This window comes from Veillonella sp. VA139, assembly GCF_003992005.1.
In the GTDB taxonomy this organism is placed as follows: domain Bacteria; phylum Bacillota; class Negativicutes; order Veillonellales; family Veillonellaceae; genus F0422.
Window position 1 is genome coordinate 1 of the sequence record NZ_RQVL01000026.1, and the last position, 19,829, is coordinate 19,829.

1 protein-coding gene is annotated in these 19,829 nt (G+C 40.1%); it reads left to right on the forward strand.

Annotated features, from left to right (window positions below; all coding sequences use genetic code 11):
- Positions 1-1,582 precede the first annotated feature (1,582 nt).
- Positions 1,583-19,588, forward strand: coding sequence for an ESPR-type extended signal peptide-containing protein (locus EO125_RS08145; protein WP_127148463.1), 18,006 nt, complete (start codon positions 1,583-1,585; stop codon positions 19,586-19,588).
- The last annotated feature ends 241 nt before the right edge of the window (positions 19,589-19,829 follow it).

Consider the following 19,829-nt stretch of genomic DNA (forward strand, 5'->3'; position numbering starts at 1 on the left):
ATTGATTATGAAGTACATAGGTTACGTTACGAGTACTCTTTTGATGAAGCTTGTTATACACAGGATAAATTTATGACTTAATACTATCTTGATTTCCAATTACGCCTATGTTTAGTTATTTTTTATGACAAATTAATTTGTGCTTGACAGAATTGCTTTTACACATGTATATAAAGGTTCGATTTTCTATGGTAATCATAGAAATTGTTTGTTGCTGTTATAGACAATGAAAAAGCCTAACGTAAAGAGGTCTTGACCACCTCACACATTAGGCTAATTTCATCTTTGTTATTGTCTTGAGATGAGCCTAACGCCAGCTACACGTTGATGGCTCTTCCTTTATTGACTTAATTATAGCACAGGTTATAGGTGCAATACAATCGTCATTTGTGACGCTATGCATCGTCTCTTGCGACGCTATGCAGCCTTCTGGCGTGGTTAACTAAATAAGATAATGGGAAGACCGTAACACACCCCTTCTCAAACTATACAGTGGTTATGTTTGTTCAGGGGTATGTTACGGTCTTCTGCGTTTGTGTGATTTAGGTAGTAAGGGGTGCCACAAAGGCTGCTACTCGTAATGGCGTTCCTCAGGGGATTGGAAGACCGTAACACACCCCTTCTCAAACTATACAGTGGTTATGTTTGTTCAGGGGTATGTTACGGTCTTCTTGTGTTTGTGTGATGTAGGCAGTAAGGGACGCCACAAAGGCTGCTACGCCTAACGGCATTCCTCTGGAGAGGTATAAGGGGACCTCTGCATGCATGACAGAGGCATCGTTTCTTATGGACTCCTTGTTATTGTTTGATGAGTTTAGGTCTGTAAACGCAAAATCAATTACCCATTGTACTTCTTGTGAATGGTAACATGGATGACTAGTATATGAAGAAACCATGAAGAGGTAATTTTATCTATGCGTTTTACTCATAATGGGGGGGGTAGAACGGTTTTCAAAATTGTAAAAGTAAGCATATATATACAAACTATTTCTTTGGTGGTAAAAGGTAGGGTGAGTGTTCTTTGTAATGCCATTCTAATATAGTACACTTATATACGGATATATAAAGAGATAACTAATACTTTCAAAGGGTAGCTAAATAAACAATCTTGTTTAGCCAGGGGTATAAAGAGGAAGAGATAACTCATACTTTCAAAAGTGAATTGAAAAAAACATTTCAACTGCTCGGTAATATAAAATGTATAAATATAAAGAGATTGAGTGAAATGGTGATGGCCTATTACTATATTGTGAATATGTAATTTATGCCAAATTGACATATATCGAAATAAATAGTTGTGATAAGTGGTCTGTGATAAGTGGTCAAATTGTATATAATATGCTAAATAAGTGGGATATTATCTAGAAAGTATCTCTTAGGTATGTGCTTGCGAAAATGATTAGACATACCTACGAAAATATAGGTGATTAGTATTGGATTAATCATGGACTGATATACTATAACTTTGATAGATAAGGGTTATAGTTTTTGTGGTTTGTAATATTAGATATAGAGATTGTTAAACATAGTTTGAAAGCAGTTTGAAAACAGTTAGATTGATTGTTGAAATGAGGTCATACAGATGGGATTAAATCATGTGTATAAAGTTATTTGGAGTAAGACAAAGCACTGCTATGTGGTTGTGTCTGAATTAGCAAAGCGAGTAGGTCGTAATAAAGTAAAAGCAGCGGTTGTACAAACGGGTACGGTGGCTGCTGTTTTGGCAGTTACTGCATTGACAGGATCTGTTGCGCAAGCAGCATTGAATGACCAAGGTACAGGAACTGCTGGTGTTGCATGGGGTACAGGTTCTCAAGCGAATACTGCTGATTCGGTAGCGATAGGAAAAGGAGCGAAAGCAGAAAATGCAAATGCTATAGCTATCGGTGGAGCGTCAAAAGCCAGTGGAGATAGCGATATAGCCTTAGGTAATCAGGCGAAAGCAGAAAATAAAAATACTGTAGCCATCGGTAGAGAGTCAAAAGCCAGTGGAGAAAGTGGTATAGCCTTAGGTTATCAAGCGACAGCAGATAAACAATTTACTGTAGCTATCGGTGCGGGTGCTAGTTCTCAACATAATAATGCGGTAGCTATCGGTAAAGGTTCACAAGCACTTGGTGCTACATCTTTAGCATTGGCAATGGGATCGAAAGCTACAGGTCATGATAGTTATGCCATAGGCTATGGAAGTAATTCCATTGGAGAGATATCAATGGCTTTTGGTCGACAAAGTACAGCAAGAGGAAAGTATGATATTGTTTTGGGTGCAGAAGCTGAAACTCGAGATCAAGATGACGGTAAAGGTAAAGGTAATAATATTGCCATTGGTTATGGTGCTATGTCGGGAACTAACAAACCTGGGAAAAATCTTAATGGTAATGATGCAGGCGGTGTAGCTATTGGTACTGGTGCTTATACTGGGGTAAATAAAACTAATATTTCTCTAAACTCTTCTGTTGCAGTAGGGGCTGGTGCCGGTGCTGGATACCGCAAGGTGGATACAGATGGATTACCGACGGACAATGCTACCGATGCGGATAATAATGCTACGGTATTAGTGAAAGCCTTTGGTGGTACTACTGGTAATTTAAGTTATTTCAAAAATGCAGGAAAGGCCAAAGCTGAAGGATTCTTTTCATTTCAAGGTGTAAATATTAATGAAGCCACAGCCTTAGGTCGTAATGCTCGTGCTATTGGTGACCAATCGGTAGCCATTGGCGCCCAATCTGTAGCAGGTCAGGGTTCTATCGTAATCGGTGGTAATGATATTCAAGCCTATGATGGAAAGAAATATTTTAAAGCCGCAGACCCGAATAGCGCAGCAGCCACAGGTGTGAATGATTTTAATGCAGAGACAACACCTGGTACTGATAAAAATGGTAATCCAATTACGATCACAAACAAATATAAAGAACTAGTAGGTGAAAAATTAGATAACTCCTATCGTTCTAGCTATGGTCAAGATGGTTCGACCGTAATCGGTATGCAGGCCCATTCAACGACTCCATTAGGTGTGGCGATTGGTACGAACTCCATCGTTAGAAAAGGTGCTTTTGGTGCCACAGCCATCGGTTCTGGGGCATCCGTATTCGCGAATGCGGAGGCTGCGGTAGCCATCGGTATGGGTTCGCAAGCACAAGGTAATTATGCGGTGGCTGCAGGTACGGCAGCAAAGGCAAAAGAATCTGCGGTGGCCGCAGGTTATCATGCTGAAGCTGAGGCAAAGGCAGTTGCCCTAGGTAACAAATCCGTGTCAAAAGAATCTGCGGTAGCTGTCGGTGATAGCTCTGAGGCAACTAACTCTTCCGTTGCTGTTGGTCAGTCAGCAAAAGCTCAGAAAGTAGCAGATATTGCGGTCGGTCAAGGTGCCGTTGCCTCTGGTGAACAAGGTGCCATTGCGGTAGGTCTTGGCACACAGGCACAAGGTGACTCTTCCATCATGATCGGTGGTTCTGAAATCACTAAAGTAGCAGCGCAAACTGTTAAATACCAAAAAGAAAAGAAAGATAAATCTGGGAATACAGTTATCAAAACGACAACTAAGGTAGAACATATTGGTGGGGAATATGTAAACCGTACGTTTCGTTCTGTAGAAACGGAAGCGGCAACGGGGTCCATTCAAGACGCCTATAGAGAGTTAACAAATGGCGCTACTTTAACTACGACTACGTTAAATTATTCTTTACCTGCTAATAAAAATGGTCATGGCTCTATTTCGATGGGGATTCACTCCTTATCCACAGGTGATTTAGGTACTGCGATTGGTACGGGTGCACGTGTCACAAAATTAGGTGGCGTAGCATTAGGTACAGGGGCTATCTCTGAATTACAAAATGGGGTGGCTATTGGTACGGGTTCTAAAGCAGATGCAAAGTCTATTGGTACTCGTCAAACAGATATTTCTTATGATAAAGAAGGCCATATTGTTCCATTTGATAGTAAAAAGGTAGCCTATACATTCTATTGGGCAGGCGGTACGAATACTTCCGAAGGTGACGTAGTATCCTTTGGTACACCAGGGGCTGAACGTCAGTTGAAAAACGTAGCAGCAGGTCGTATTGCCGATGATTCTACAGATGCCATCAACGGTTCTCAGTTGAACTCCGTTACGAAACGTATGTCCAGTGGCTGGTCTGTGGAAGGTGAAAAAGATCACAATAGTACCGGTGTATTGAAACTAAAAGGTACTGAAGCAACAGGACAAAGTGTGAACTACGCAGTTGACGGTAAAAGTTTTACAAATGGAGAGGCTGGCACAGCTACAGGTCAGGTAGATAAAGTTCGTCTTAACGATGAAGTAAAAATCCGTGTAGGCGATAATTTGGTGTTAAATCAAGAAGATACATCTAGACCAGTCTATGAAGATCCAGATAATAAGAATCGTCAAACGGGAACACGTATAACGTCTAAATTCACGTACTCCTTGAATCCAGTGTTAAAAAACTTAACGAGTGCGACTTTTAAAAATGATACAGGAGATACAACTGTCATCAATGGTGCGGGGGTGACTGTGACTCCAGTAACCACGGGAAAACAACCTGTTTCTTTAACTACGTCAGGTCTAAATAATGGTGGCAATGCGATTTCTAACGTGGCAGGTAACTTACCAGACACTAAAAATAATACTGCCACTAAAGGAGCGAGCAATGCGACAAAATCCCAAGAGGCGCCAACGTTAGGATCGGGTACCAATGAAGTAAATCCAACGAATGCAGCCACAGTATCTGACGTGTTGAACGCAGGCTGGAACCTACAAGGTAATAACGCAGCCGTAGACTTTGTGAAACCATATGACACAGTAAACTTTATTAATGGTGATGGTACAACAGCAACGGTAGAAAGCACGGACGGTAAAACATCTACTGTGAAATACAGTGTAAACCTTGGGGATGGCTTGGAAAAAGATGCTAATAATAAGATTGCTGTCAAAGCAGCGGATAAATCTTTAGAAGCGAACAAAGATGGTGTAAAAGTTAGCCCAGGGGATAAGTCATTAAAAACAACAAAGGATGGTTTAATTGTTAATACAGCGGATAAATCCTTAGAAGTAACAAATGATGGTTTAAAAGTTAAAACAGATGGTAAGACGATTACAACTGACAATACTGATGGATTAAAAGTTGTCACTGGTGAAATCGAACCTGTTAAAACTGGTGCTGACCCTGGTACTAACACAGGTACTGTGAAGGTAAAAGATAACGATGCTGGTAAAATCGCTACTGTAGATACAGTGGTAAGTGCTGTGAATACTGCGGCATGGACGGCTACATCAGGCAGCGCTGGCACTGGTACTGTTACTGGTACTAGTGCAGAGCTAATCAAAGCTGGCAATACAGTGACTTTCAAAGCTGGCGATAATTTAGCTATTAAACAAGAGGGTAAAAACTTTATCTATTCCCTAAAACCAGCATTAAGCGGATTAACAAGCGCTGAGTTTAAAGATGCTAATAACAATACAGTAAATATCACTCCAACTGGCATTACCATTACAAAACCAGCAGATACGGCAACAAATACACCAGAAAAGACTGTGAAGTTGAACCAAGATGGTTTGGATAATGGTGGTAATACGATTACGAATGTGAAATCTGGATTGGATACGTATGGTGGTAATGTACCAGGTACAACGGATAAAAACACTGGTTTAGTTAACTTGTCTAAACCTACCGCAGGAGAACCTAAAGTAAGCGACAATACAGCCGCTACTGTAGGCGATATCCGTAACATGGGTTGGATCGTGTCTTCCAATAAAACTACAGGTGAAAATGGTGCAGTTACTACTGATGAGTACTCCGCAACAGTGAAAAACGCAAACGAAGTGAAATTCGTTGGCGCAGGCAGTGCTATTGTATCTGGTAAAACAGAAGGTAATGTACGTACCATCACTGTGAAAGTAGATGACCAAACTTCCACAAACAATGCGGTAACACCAGTTGTGTACACAGATGAAAACGGTAACCGAGTATATCCTACTGGCAAAAAAGATGATGATGGTAACCAAATCTTTAATACAAAACCAGATGGAAAAGGAACTACTGTAATAGGTCCTGTGAAAACAACTGTTAATGGACCAAAAGGTATAAGTACACCAACTACTATATCTAATGTAGAAGGTAATTTAGCTGGCGCTAAAACAGGTACAGATGCACCAACAACTAGCGCAACAGCACCAACATTGGGAACAGGAACTAACCAAGTAAACAAAAACAATGCAGCCACTGTTGGCGATGTATTGAATGCTGGTTGGAACTTACAAGGGGATGGTGCAGCGGTAGATTTTGTAAAATCATATGATACGGTGAACTTTGTCAAAGGCGATGGCACATCTGTTACAGTGGAAAGTGCAGATGGTAAAACATCTACTGTAAAATACAGTGTGAACCTTGGTAATGGTTTACAAAAAGATACAACGGGCAATACAATTTCTGTAAAACCAGCGGATAAATCGTTAGCAGTAGGTACTGATGGTGTTAAGGTGAACCCAGGCGATACATCCTTAGAGACTACCACTGCAGGTTTGACTGTGAAAAAGGCAGACTCCTCTCTTGAAACGACCACAGATGGACTGAAAGTTAAAACGGATGGTACTACGATTACAACTGATGGTACTAATGGATTAAAAGTTGTCACTGGCGATATTGAACCTGTTACAACTGGTACTACTGCTGGCACTGTGAAGGTAAAAGATAATGATGCTGGTAAAATCGCTACTGTAGATACAGTTGCTAAGGCCGTGAATGATGCTGCTTTCACATTGAAAGCAAGTGCTACGACAGGTGGTACAAGAAATGCAGATAGTGGTGTTGATGCGGATGGTGAATCCATTAAAGCCGGTAGCACTGTAGAAATGATCGCTGGTAAAAACCTAGATGTAAAACATGATACTAGCGGTAAAATCACATTTGCTACGGTAGAGAATCCTTCTTTCAACACTATTCAAGTAGGTGGTAGTGAAGGTCCTAAATTCTCTAAAACAGCTGATGGAAATATTAGTGTTTCCGATAAAGATGGTACAGAACCTGTAAAAATTACAAATGTAAAAGACGGTGATATCTCTAAAACATCCAAAGATGCTATTAACGGTAGTCAATTCCATGCAGTAGCCAAGAACACGATTAAATTAGCGGGTCAAAATGGGACGGCAGCAGCTACTGAAACGGATGAACAAAGTTTAGATAAAACAGGCGGTATTAAATTTACTGTTAAATCTAGCGATGGGGCGTTGTTAGATGTAACAGCAGCAGGTGATACCCTCACATTAACTCCAAAAATTGGTACAATTACATCAGGTAATGATGGAGTACCGACAGCTAATACAACTGATGGCAAATTAGTGACTGCGGATCAATTAGTGACTGCCTTAACAAAAATGGGCTGGAAAGCTACAGCAGGTCAGGATGATGATGGTACAGTGACAGATGCTACAGTAGAATTAATCAAAGCTGGCAATACAGTGACTTTCAAAGCCGGTAATAATTTGGCTGTGAAACAAGCTGGTAAAAACTTTACCTATTCTTTACAAAAAGAATTAACAGGTCTAACAAGCGCTAAATTTAAAGATGATGATAACAATACAGTAAACATCACTCCAACTGGCATTACTATTACTAAACCAGCAGATACGGCAACAAATACACCAGCAAAGACTGTGAAGTTGAATCAAGATGGTTTAGATAATGGTGGTAATGCAATTACGAATGTGAGCAGTAAACTTGAAAATTATAATGACCCTCATATAAATGGTAAAGCTCCAGTTAAAAATGGATTGCGTAACTTCGATAATAATGCGGTACCTGATACAAATGCAGCTACAGTAGGAGATATCCGTAACATGGGTTGGATTGTATCTTCTAATAAAACTACAGGAGCAAATGGTGCAGTTACTACTGATGAGTACTCCGACACAGTGAAAAACGCAAACGAAGTGAAATTCGTTGGCGAAGGAAGTGCTATCGTATCTGGTAAAACAGATGGTAATGTACGTACCATCACTGTGAAAGTAGATAATCAAACAGGTATTAATAAAACTGTAACTCCTGTAAACTACACGAAAGCAGATGGTACAAAAGTATATCCACAAGAAGTAGATAATGGAGATGGAACTAAGACAGTTAAATTCTTTGAAAATCCAGATGGATCTGGTGCAGAAATTCCAGCAAATCAAGTCATTACATCTGTGAATGGCCCAGAAGGCACGACAAAGCCAACGACATTGTCTAATGTGAAATCTAATCTTCCTGATACCCAAAATAGCACAACGGCTAATACAGAAGCAGATCCAAGTAATGCGACGAAATCTCAGGTAGCGCCGACATTAGGGGCAGGGGCTAATGAAGTTAATAAAAACAATGCAGCCACAGTAGGTGACGTATTAAATGCTGGTTGGAATTTACAAGGTAATGGAGTAGCGAAAGACTTCGTAAAACCATACGATACAGTGAACTTTGTGAATGGTGATGGTACAACAGCAACAGTGGAAAGTGCAGATGGTAAAACATCTACTGTAAAATACAGTGTTAACCTTGGTAATGGTTTGGAAAAAGATGCTAATAATAAGATTGCTGTTAAAGCAGCGGATGGTTCTATTAGTTCTACTGCGGGTGGTATTTCTGTCAATGTTGATGGTACGACAATCGGTAAAGCAAACGATGGAACGTTACAAGCGATTACGGGAGCAATCAACGAAGGAACCAATGGAGATCTTGGTAAAGTTGTTTCTAATACAGGGGATGGTAATAAATTAGCTACTGTTAATACTGTAGTGAATGCTATTAATAATGCAGCCTGGACAGCTAATTCAGAGGCAGAAGGAACTGGTACTGCAACTGGTAGTAGTCCTAAATTAATTAAAGCAGGCGATATTGTTGTGTATAAAGCAGGCAATAATTTAGCAATTACTCAAGCAGGCAAAAACTTTACTTATTCTTTGAAAGAAACACTAACTGGTTTAACAAGTGCTGAATTTAAAGATGCTAATAAGAATACAGTGAATATTACGCCAACTGGCATTACTATTACAAAACCAGCAGATACGACAACAAACACACCAGAAAAGAATGTGAAGTTGAACCAAGATGGTTTAGATAATGGTGGCAATGCGATTACGAATGTGAAAGCTAATCTTCCTGAAACACAAAATAGTAACAAAGCTAATACAGTAGCTGACCCAAGTAATGCGACAAAATCGCAAGCGGCACCTAATACAACGAATAAAACTGGCACTGATTATATCAATCCAAATAATGCGGCTACGGTAGGTGACGTATTAAACGCAGGTTGGAACTTGCAAGGTAATGGTACAGCTGTAGACTTTGTAAAACCATATGATACAGTGAATTTCGTTAACGGTTTGAATACAACTGCTGTAGTATCTACAGTAGATGGCGTTACAAGTAATGTAACGTACAACGTAACTGGCTTGCCGATTACATACACTGACAAAGATGGTAACCCAGTATCCAAAATTGGAGATAATTTCTACAAAGTTAATGACAAAGGTCAACCGTTAGATGCGAATGGTAATCCAAGTACTAAGGTAAACAACGATGGTAAACCAGTGGATGATGCTGGTAATGTGATCAATCCGATTGATACAACCAATAATCCAGTAAAAACATCCTTAGTGAACCCAAGCCCTGAAGCAGGTAAAACTGGTACATCTAGCCCAACCACATTGGATAATGTAACTAGCAAATTGGAAAAATACAATGATCCAACAGTAGATGGTAAAACACCAGTGCGTAATAGCTTGGTAGACCTATCCAAACCAACAGATGGTTCTACACCAAAAGTTAGTGACAACACAGTGGCAACTGTAGGTGACCTACGTAACATGGGTTGGATTGTATCCTCTGATAAAAATACAGATGATTTGACTAAGGATTACTCCGACATTGTGAAAAACGCAAACGAAGTGAAATTCGTTGGCGAAGGTACAGCTATCGTATCTGGTAAAACAGATGGAAATGTACGTACAATCACTGTGAAAGTAGATGACCAAACATCCACTAACAATGCGGTAACACCAGTTGTGTACACAGACAAAGATGGCAACCGAGTATATCCAACTGGTAAAAAGGCTCCAGATGGTAATGAAATCTTCAATACTCAACCAGATGGAAAAGGCAATACTGTAACAGGTCCTGTTAAAACAACTGTTAACGGACCAAACGGTACAAATACACCAACATCCTTGAGCAATGTGAAAAACAACATTCCAACAGTAAATGATGAAGATAAAACAGCTCATAACACAGATGGAACGGTAATTGGTGGCAAAAACAATACAGAAGCGCCAATTACAGCAGGAGATGCAGCCAACTTGTTGAAACCTACTGTGAATGGTGCAGCAAATCCTAACTTCGTAGGCAACAACGCAGCTACAGTATCTGACGTATTAAATGCAGGCTGGAACTTACAAAACAATGGTACAGCGAAAGATTTCGTGAAACCATATGACACTGTAAACTTCGTGAACGGTTTAAATACAACAGCAGTTGTAACAACATCTGATGATGGCACTACAAGCAATGTAACGTACAATGTAACAGGCTTACCTGTCACATATACAACAGCAGATGGTACACCAGTGACTAAAATTGGTGACAAATACTATAAAGTTAACGATCAAGGGCAACCAGTAGATGGCACAGGTGCACCAGTTACGAAGTTCAACAAAGATGGTAAACCACTTGATGCAACTGGACATGAAATTCCTGACATTAACATTACAGATAATCCATTGAAAACATCCTTAGTGAATCCAAAAGCCGATACAGGTAAAACAGGTACAACGACACCAACAACATTGTCTAATATAAAATCTAACCTTCCTGATACGAAAAATAACGATGCTACAACAGGTCCAAGCAATGCTACCACAGCTCAAGTAGCACCAAATACAACGAATAAAGCTGGCAATGATTATATAAATCCTAACAATGCTGCCACAGTAGGCGATGTGTTGAATGCTGGTTGGAACTTACAAGGTAATGGGGTAGCAAAAGATTTCGTTAAACCATATGATACAGTGAACTTTGTTAATGGTTTGAATACAACTGCCGTAGTATCTACAGTAGATGGTAAAACAAGCAATGTAACGTACAACGTAACTGGCTTGCCGATTACATACACTGACAAAGACGGTAACCCAGTATCCAAAATTGGTGATAAGTACTACAAAGTTAATGACAAAGGTCAACCGTTAGATGCGAATGGTAATCCAAGTACTAAGGTAAACAACGATGGTAAACCAGTGGACGATGCTGGTAATGTAATCAACCCAATTGATACAACCAATAACCCAGTAAAAACATCCTTAGTGAACCCTACGCCAGAAACAGGTAAAACTGGTACATCAAGCCCAACTACATTGGATAATGTGACTAGCAAATTAACAAATTACAATGGTGCACCAGTGAATGGTAAAGACCCAGTTAAAAATGGTTTGCGCGATTTAACCAATACAAATGTAACGGACAACACAGTAGCTACAGTAGGCGATTTACGTAACATGGGTTGGATTGTATCTTCCGATAAAACAACGGATGCCTTGACTACGGCTTACTCTGACACTGTGAAAAACGCAAATGAAGTGAAATTCGTTGGTGAAGGTACAGCTATCGTATCTGGTAAAACAGATGGCAATGTACGTACAATTACTGTGAAAGTAGATGATCAAACGTCTACAAACAATGCGGTTACACCTGTGAACTATACGAAAAAAGATGGTACGAAAGTATATCCTAAAGAGATTACCAATGCAGATGGAAGTAAAACTGTTAAATTCTATCCGAATCCAGATGGAACAGGAACAGAAGTACCAGACAGTGAGGTAATCACGTCTGTAAATGGACCAAAAGGCACAAAAACACCAACTACATTATCTAACGTAGAAGGTAATTTAGACGGAGCTAAAACAAATACAACAGCACCAACGACAGAAGCAACAGCACCGAATACAAACAATGTAGCAGGCTCTAATTATGTAAATCCACATAATGCAGCTACAGTAGGTGATGTATTAAGCGCAGGTTGGAATCTACAAGGTAATGGCGTAGCAAAAGACTTCGTAAAACCATATGATACAGTAAACTTTGTAAATGGTATCAATACAACAGCGGTAGTCACTACATCGGATGATGGAACTACAAGTAATGTAACGTACAATGTAACAGGCTTGCCTGTGACATACACAACAGCAGATGGTACACCAGTGTCTAAAATTGGAGATAAATACTATAAAGTAAATGATCAAGGACAACCGGTGGATGCGAATGGTAACCCAGTGACTAAGTTCAATAAAAATGGGGTACCAGTGGATGCAGCAGGACAACCAATTCCTGACTTAGATATTACAACAAATCCGCTAATAACCTCGGTAGTCAATCCAAAATCCGATACAGGTAAAACAGGTACAACGACACCAACTACATTATCTAACGTAGAAAGCAACTTGGATGGTGCTAAAACTGGTACACAAGCTCCAACAGATAAGCATGATGCACCAAATACAACAAATGCGGCACAACCAAATTATGTAAATACGCATAATGCAGCCACAGTAGGTGATGTATTACAAGCAGGTTGGAACTTACAAAACAATGGTACAGCGAAAGACTTCGTTAAACCATATGACACAGTAAATTTCGTGAACGGTGGTAATACAACAGCTGTTGTAACAACAAAAGCAGATGGCACAACAAGCGATGTGACTTTCAACGTCACAGGTTTGCCAGTAGCGACTACGATTAGTACGCCTACGGGTCCAGTGCATTTAACTAAGGTTGGCGACAACTATTACCCTGTAAAAGGTGATGGTACGCCAGATATCCAAACGGGTGCTGATGGTCATCCAACGAATGGATATGTGAAAGCAAATGATGGCAATTACTATCCAGCAGGAGATGTAACATACAACACAGATCCAGCTACGAATGCAACAACTATTGCACCAAAAGCAGATAAACACCCAGTTACTTTCAGTAATACATTAACCAATCCAAATGTAAGTAATACGGATGCAGCACCAAATAATTCTGTATCTAGCCCAACGTCCTTAGGAAATGTGAAAAATAACCTAGATAGCGTAAACGATGGTACAGAGGTCATTACAAAACCAGATGGCACTGTAGTGAACAAGAAACCGAATAAAGAAAATATTACAAAAGGTTCTATTACAGCAGAGGAAGCGGCAAAACTAGCAAACCCTAAATTAGCTGATGGTAGCACCAATCCAAATTATGTGGGCAACAATGCGGCCACTGTATCTGACGTATTGAATGCTGGTTGGAATTTAACTGGTAATGGTACAGCTGTTGATTTCGTGAAACCGTACGATACTGTAAACTTCCGTAATGGTGGTAATACAACGGTATCTGTTACAACAGATGACAACTTAACATCTCATGTACAAGTGAATGTAACTGGTCTTCCTGTATCTAACACGATCACAGATCCAGCAACAGGTAAACAAGTACCAGTGGTAAAAGTAGGCGATGCGTTCTACCGTGCAAATCCAGATGGCACACCAAACATCGTAAGAGATGCAGCTGGTAAACCAACAAATGGTTATGTACGTGCAAATGATGGTAAATTGTATCCACGTGAAGATGTCAATGTGACTCCAGCAGCGGATCCAACACAACCGCCAACTATTACGCCAAAAAATGGTAAAACACCAACAACAGTGAATACTAACTTGGTAAATCCAAATGTGGATAACACAACAGATAACCCAGGTAATAATGTAAGCACTCCTAACCAATTGGGTAATGTTGCGAACGGTGCGAAAACATTTGTTCCAGTAGCAGCTGATGGTACAAAACTTGTACAAGTAGGTGATAAATTCTATCCAGCAGACAAAGTACAAGACGGTGCTTTGAAACCGGGTACAGATCCTACAGCAGATGCGAAAGATCCAGTGAAATTAGCTAATGATGGCAAATGGTATAAAGCATCTGAAGTAGAACCAAATGGTAAACCAAAAGATGGTGTGACACCAGTAGCTAACCCATTGGCTCCTAAAAATGCAGACGGCGATATTCTTGAAAAAGGTAACGATGGTAAATGGTATAAAGCTGATGAGTTAACAAATGGTAAACCAAATAATGGAGCGACTGTACAACAACCAGTAGCTAAACCTGCTAACTCTGAAAAATCTGGCTTAATCGATTTCACTAACTCTAACCCTAATAACGTTGCTACTATCGGCGATTTACAAAACATGGGTTGGGTAGTATCTGCAGAAGGTAACAACTACTCCGATCAAGTACGTAATGCCAATGAAGTGAAATTCGTAGGCGAAGGTACAGCGACTGTAACTGGTAAAACAGACGTAAATGGTGTACGTACCATCACTGTGAAAGTAGATGACCAAACATCAACGAATAACTCTGTAACACCTATTAATTACACAAAAGCAGATGGTACCAAAGTATATCCTAAGATGGTGACAAATCCAGTGACTGGAAAAGAAGAGCTTAAATTCTTTGAAAATCCAGATGGATCTGGTAATGAAGTTCCAAAAGGTGATGTTATCACATCTATCAATGGTCCAGAAGGAACAACAAGTCCAACGACATTGAAAAATGTGAAAAACAACATTCCAAATGTAAATGATGGAACGCAAGAAATTACAAAACCAGACGGCTCTGTAGTTGCAAAAACTCCAGACCAAGCGAACATCAACAAAGCTCCATTAACAGCAGAAGAAGCAGCAGAATTAGCAAATCCAAAAACAAAAGATGGATTAGTTAACCCTAAGTACATTGGTAGTAATGCAGCTACAGTTTCTGACGTATTAAACGCAGGTTGGAACTTACAAGGTAATGGTGTAGCAAAAGACTTTGTGAAACCATATGATACTGTTAACTTTGTAAACGGTGGTAACACAACGGCTGTGGTGACAACGAATGCAGAGGGTACGGCAAGTAATGTGACTTTCAACGTAACAGGCTTACCTATGACATACACTACAGCAGATGGCACACCAGTATCTAAAATTGGAGATAAATATTACAAAGTCAACGAAAAAGGTCAACCAGTGGATGCGAATGGTAAACCAAGTACTAAGGTTAATAACAACGGTGAACCTCTTGATGAAAATGGTGTTGTAATTCAACCAATTAATACTGCTGCAACCCCATTGAGCTCCAAATTGGTGAACCCAAATGTAAGTAATTCCGATGCAGAGCCGAATAAACAAACGACATCTCCTACACAATTAGGTAATGTTACATCTGGCTTACAAAAATATGGTGACAAAGTAAATGGTAAACCGGTAGAAGGGACAACACCTGCTAATACAGGCTTAATCGATTTATCTAAACCTGTTACAGGAGAACCAAAAGTAAGCGACAACACAGCGGCTACTGTAGGTGACTTACGTAACATGGGTTGGATTGTATCTTCTGATAAAACTACTAATGATGATGGTACAGCTACTGTTAAGGATTACACTGAGCAAGTGAAAAATGCTAACGAAGTGAAATTCGTAGGTAAAGGTACTGCTATCGTATCCGGTAAAACAGTGGACGGTGTTCGTACAATTACTGTGAAAGTAGATGACCAAGTATCTACGAACAATGCGATCATGCCAACAAGTTTCACTACGAAAGATGGTAAGAAAGTATATCCAGTGAAGGATGATGCTGGCAATGTAACATACCATACAACTCCAGATGGTAAAGGCACAGGTGATACAACTATCGATCCTAGCAATGTAGTGACATCTGTGAATGGCCCTAATGGTACAACTACGCCGACAACACTACAAAATGTGAAGAGCAACATTCCAAATGTAAATGACGGATCTAAAACGATTACGGCTCCAGATGGTACAGAAAAAGCAGGCGATGTAGAAAACATCAACAAAGCGCCATTAACAGCAGAAGATGCTGCTAAATTGTCTAACCCTAAAACAGCAGACGGTACAGCAAATCCTAACTACATTGGCAACAACGCAGCCACAGTGTCTGACGTATTGAATGCAGGTTGGAACTTACAAGGTAATGGTGTAGCAAAAGACTTTGTGAAACCATATGATACAGTGAACTTCATTAACGGTCGTGGTACAACGGCTGTGGTCACAACTCGTGAGGGTAACACCACAAGTGATGTGACTTTCAACGTGAAACCAGCAAATAGTTCCGTGACTGTGGACGAAGATGGTGTGAAAGTAACCACAGGTGAAATCACATCTAACACGAATGGTTCTGTAGCAGGTCCAACAGACCCTGCAACGGCGAAACAGTTAAAAGCTACGTTAGATGCAGCGGTGAAAGAATTAGCCACAGCGAAAGATGCTTTAAAAACAGCGGAAGAAGCATTAGCAAAAAATCCAACTGACCCAGCATTGCAACAAGATGTAGCAGATAAAAAAGCAGAAGTAGCGGCTAAACAAACACCAGTGAATGACGCTCAAAAAGCTCATGACGATGCAGGCTTGAATAAAATAGCTACTGTACAAAATGTAGCGGAAGCGATCAACAATGCTGGTTTTAACTTGAAAACATCTGAAGCTGATGGTGGGAAAAAGTTAACGACAGGCACTAAAAATGATGGCGAGTTAATTAAACCGGGCAATACTGTGGAAATGGTAGCAGGCAATAATTTAACTGTGAAACAGGACACAGATGGTAAAATCACATATGCTACGAAAGATGATGTAACTTTCAAAACTGTGGATACTGGTACGTTGAACGTAGGTAGCCCGAATACTTTCACAGATGGTAAAGGTAATACGTACACGAAAGTGGGCAATGACTATTACAATCCAAGTGATGTAGAAAATGGGGCACCTAAACTAGGGGCAACGCCAGTAACGATTCCTGCGGACGTAGTAGTGAAACCAGTAAGCCCTGTAACGATGAAAACAGAAGCGGCGAAACCAGCTACGAATAACGGTACGGATGCGCCACCATCTTCTGCGTTGAATATCACATCGAAAGATGGCAAACCAACACAAATTACAGGTGTAGGTTCTACGTTGAATACAAATGTGGTCAAAACAAATCCAGAAGGTACAGCAACGAAACCAGGTACAACACCGAAAACTGAAGATGTTCATTTAGTAGACTTGAAGGGCACTGATGATGCGCCTGTCAACAAAAATGCGGCAGCTACAGTAGGTGACCTACAAAATATGGGCTGGGTTGTATCTGCGAAAGATGGCAATGGCTACAAAGATGTGGTGAAAAATGCTAACGTAGTAGATTTCAAAGGCGGTAAAGGCATTGAAATTACGGGTAATACATTGGCTGACGGCACTCGTGAAATTACGGTGGGTATCAAAGAAGGGGAAGTTACGAATAAAGTAACAATCACTCATGGCGATGGTACAAAAACTGATGCTGTTAAAATTGGAGATAACTACTATAAAGTAGATAAAGATGGTAAACCAATAGGATTCGATAAAGATGAAAATGGTAAACCAGCAGGCACTCCATTAACAATTGATCCAACTAAAGACAAAGTGACTAACAATGGTGCAGGCTTTGTGACTGGTAATACAGTGGCAAATGCGATCCAAGATTCTGGTTGGAATGTAGGTAAAGCAAATATCAGTGATGTGAAGAAATCTGATGGTACAGCAGTAGATTTCAACAAAGAAGCAAAGGTTTACGATACAGTAAATCCAAATGACGATGTGAAATTTGTCGACGGTGCTAATGCTAATGTATCTATGGTGACTGTGGACGCTCTTAACAAGGATGGTACTAAGAAAGCAACGACCTTTGTGAAAGTAGATGTAAACAGAGATCTAAAAATTGATTCTCTTACAACTGGTGGCACAGTGGTTGATAAAAATGGTAACAATCTTGTGAAAGTAGGCGATGATTACTATAAAGAGTCCGATATTGATCCTGTGACAAAACAACCAAAAGCTGATGCAAAACCAGTTCCTCCTGCCAAAGATGGTAAGGACCTTGTAAAAGTGGGCGACAAGTACTACGAAGAGTCCGACATTGATCCAGTGACAAAACAACCAAAAGCTAATGCAAAACCAGTTTCTCCAGCTAAAGATGGCGAAATGATCGTGAAAAATGCTGATGGTAAGGATGTGGTATCTGCTACAGTTGGCAAAGACGGCAGCGGTGTCTTCGGTGTAAATGGCAAAGATGGCAAAGATGGTGTATCGATTACTGCTAAAGATGGAGAAGGTGCTATCGGTGTCAATGGTAAGGATGGTAAGAATACATCCATTACAGGAGACAGTATCTCTATCAAAGATAAAGATAATAAAAACTCTACGGAGATTGGTATTAACAGTATTACCTTAAAAGATAAAGATGGTAACACATCCACTCTGACAGCAGATAAATCTGAGTTAATAGACAAAGATGGTAATACTAACACAAGCACATCGACTACGATCACTTTGGAAGATAAAGATAAAAATACCAATACATCTACAGCAACAGGAACTACGTATACCGATAAGGATAAAAATACTACAACTGTAGGACCTAAAGAAATTGTCTTGCGAGATAAAGATGGTAATAATACATCTAAGTTGACAAACAACGATTTATTATTGAATACGAAAGATCCAAACACTGGCGTAGAAAAAACATCTCATATGTCTGGCGATAAGATTGCTTTCACCACAACTGATGAAATCGAAAAAGATTCAAAAGGTAACCCGGTGATCGATCCAAAAACCAATCAACCAAAGATTAAAAACCCTGGTAATTCCACAGAGTATACAAATGAAGGGTTGAAGGTGATTCCAAATAGCACGGTAGCTCGTGACGCGAATGGTAATCCTACATTCTTAGACAAAACTGGTAAGCCAGTCATGAAAGATACAGATGGCAAGTACAAATATGTAGGCCAAGATGGTAAACCAGGTAAGGAATATACTGGTGGTAGTGGATCCTTAAAACCAAATGTAGTAGATACTACCCGTGTTATCTCCTTCGGTATGGATAAACCTGTGTTGGATGCGAATGGTAACCCTGTGAAAGGTCCAGATGGAAAACCTGTCATGACAGAAGGTATCTCTGCCGGTATGCAACAAATTCACAATGTAGCACCAGGTACGAAAGATACGGATGCAGTTAACGTATCTCAATTAAAAGGCATGGCGAATGTAGTGATGAATGTCAATAATCGCGTGAACCGTGTAGGTGCACAAGCGGCAGCATTGGCAGGCTTGCAAAGTCTTCAATATGATCCATTGGAGCCAACGCAAATTTCTGCAGGTCTAGGTTACTACAAAGGCGCTGGCGCGTTAGCATTGGGCGTAAATCATTTCAAAAATGAATCTACTATGTTCCATATGGGGGCCTCCTTTAATGGTCGTGGGGATGAAACGATGATGAACGCTAGTGTGACTTGGAAATTCGGTGCTCGTGCTGATGAAACGGCTGTGAAAGATACATTCCGTCAAGGACCTATCAGTGCATCTTACACATTGCAAGATAAGGTATCTGCCTTAGAAGCACAAAATCAAATTCAGAAAGATCAATTGAATGAACTACGTGCAACAAATGCTGCCCAAAAAGCAGAGAATGAAGCACAACGTGAAGAATTGGCCTTGATGAAAGCACAAATTGCAGAATTGTTCAAACGCATGAATGGATAATACTTGTAAGGCTATGTAGTCTTGTGGTGTTTTAACTGAATATGGCAAAGGGAAGAGCACGGTATCCCCCTCTCAAACGGTATTTCATAATGTTTGTTCGGGGTACACCGTGCTCTTTTTATGTTTTCATGATGTTGATAGAAAGGAGCGCAATGCTAAATGCATCTCTTTTGGAAAAAAGGTTAGTGTTGACTTCACCTTTTTTAACGAGTATACTATGGGTATAGAGAGTACTATCTCA